Origin of the sequence: Methylobacterium sp. WL7 (assembly GCF_008040085.1) — a bacterium.
GTDB classification, from domain to species: Bacteria; Pseudomonadota; Alphaproteobacteria; order Rhizobiales; family Beijerinckiaceae; genus Methylobacterium; species Methylobacterium mesophilicum.
The window spans coordinates 1-1688 of record NZ_VRVG01000297.1; the positions used below are offsets into that span (position 1 = coordinate 1).

Below are 1688 nucleotides of genomic sequence, written 5' to 3' on the forward strand. Positions count from 1 at the left end.
TATTGGATCAGTCTTGGTCGCTTTTGGCGGCGCTTGACGACCGTGATTAATGTTACCGTTAAATGCATTGTGATCTCGTATTCAACCGGATTGTCGCATCTGAGATAATTTGATAACAGCAAATCCGAGCCTGTAGCTAAAATCTACTGCTTGCGTCGCCGTGTAAAACGAATTTATTGACGGAGTTGGAAGTTCATACACTAACATTGCTTTTGTGTCATTCATTGCTGCCTACGCTCCAACCCTGATACTGCTTTCGCCTACGCAAGCTACAAACGCTCTGGTACAATAGTACTCCTATCGGCCTTAAACACTCGTAAATTAAAACCATATTAATGCCACAAACTCATGATGAGCATTCAGGTTTGCTATCGGAACTACATTATAATGACTTGCGTTGATTTGAAGACTCACAGAAACGGCTTGCGAACGATCGTGGGGCTTAACCGATTAGCACTGACGTCGATTCTCAACCATGAGGGACTGAAGATAGACATGCGTTTTAATCTTGTGAGATCGTCCTGCCTATGACTTCAGCTCATCCATTCGCAATCAATGGCCGATTTCTTAATCAGCCGACAACCGGGGTTCAACGCTACGCGTTGAATGTATCTCGCGCCCTAGGCCATACAATGAAAGCGCGAGGTTCAACTGCAAAGTTGCTGGCACCTAGAGATGCTAAGGACCCAGGTGTTGAAGGCTTATCTCTTGAAATCGTTGAAGGGTTCAGCGGTCATTTGTGGGAACAAACGATCTTACCGCGTTTTTATTCGGGCAATCTGATAAACCTTTGCAATACTGCGCCCGCTTTCAAATCCAATCAAATTGTGTGTATTCATGATGCGAATGTATTTGAGGCACCAGAAAGTTATGGGACGGGTTTCAGAGTTTTTTACAAAACTCTTCAACCATTGCTTGTCCGACGGTCCGCGAAAATAGCGACGGTTTCGGAATACTCGGCCACGCGGATCGCGAAACATTTACATATTAATGCTTCAGACATCGCTATACTTCCGAATGGTCATGAACATGTTTTTCTATGGGACTCCAATCGAGCAAATAAAGCACCTGCGGTGTTTCTACAACAAAAAGATAGGTCGGAACGTCAGTTTGTCTTAGCGCTCGGGTCGGTTGCGCGACACAAAAATCTATCTTTCCTAGTGGGCCTAGCGGATAAACTTTCTGAGTTAAACGTCGATCTAGTAATAGCAGGGGGCCATGCTGACATCTTTGCTTCAGAAAAGATTCAATGCGCGTCAAATGTTCACCATATTGGTGTTGTGACAGATCACGATCTTGCATATTTGTTTGAGCGGGCTCTTTGTTTAGCCTTTCCATCCTTGACCGAGGGGTTCGGTTTGCCAGTATTAGAGGCCATGGCACTTGGCTGTCCGGTCATTTCGACCGATCGCGCGAGTCTACCTGAGATTTGTGGAGCAGCGGCACTTTTAGCTCCACCAGATAATCCACAAATCTGGATTGGACATATAAAGGCATTACTTGCTAGCAATGCATTACGAGGGGAGCTTATTGAACGCGGCCTTTATCAGGCTAAGAAATTTTCTTGGTTAAATACCGCAGAAGGTTATCTTGAATACATGGACATGACTTCAATAGATGCGACTACTTCCACAGAGCCGTCTTATGATTCAATTGAAATAGCAGTTGTTATTGCAACGCTGGGTAGG

General features: G+C 44.8%; 1 protein-coding gene. It reads left to right on the plus strand.

The features are described 5' to 3' along the window. Positions 1–527: 527 nt before the first annotated feature. Positions 528–1688, plus strand: a 1161-nt coding sequence (locus FV233_RS29345; protein WP_147899627.1) for a glycosyltransferase family 1 protein, incomplete at its 3' end; no start/stop codon positions are given.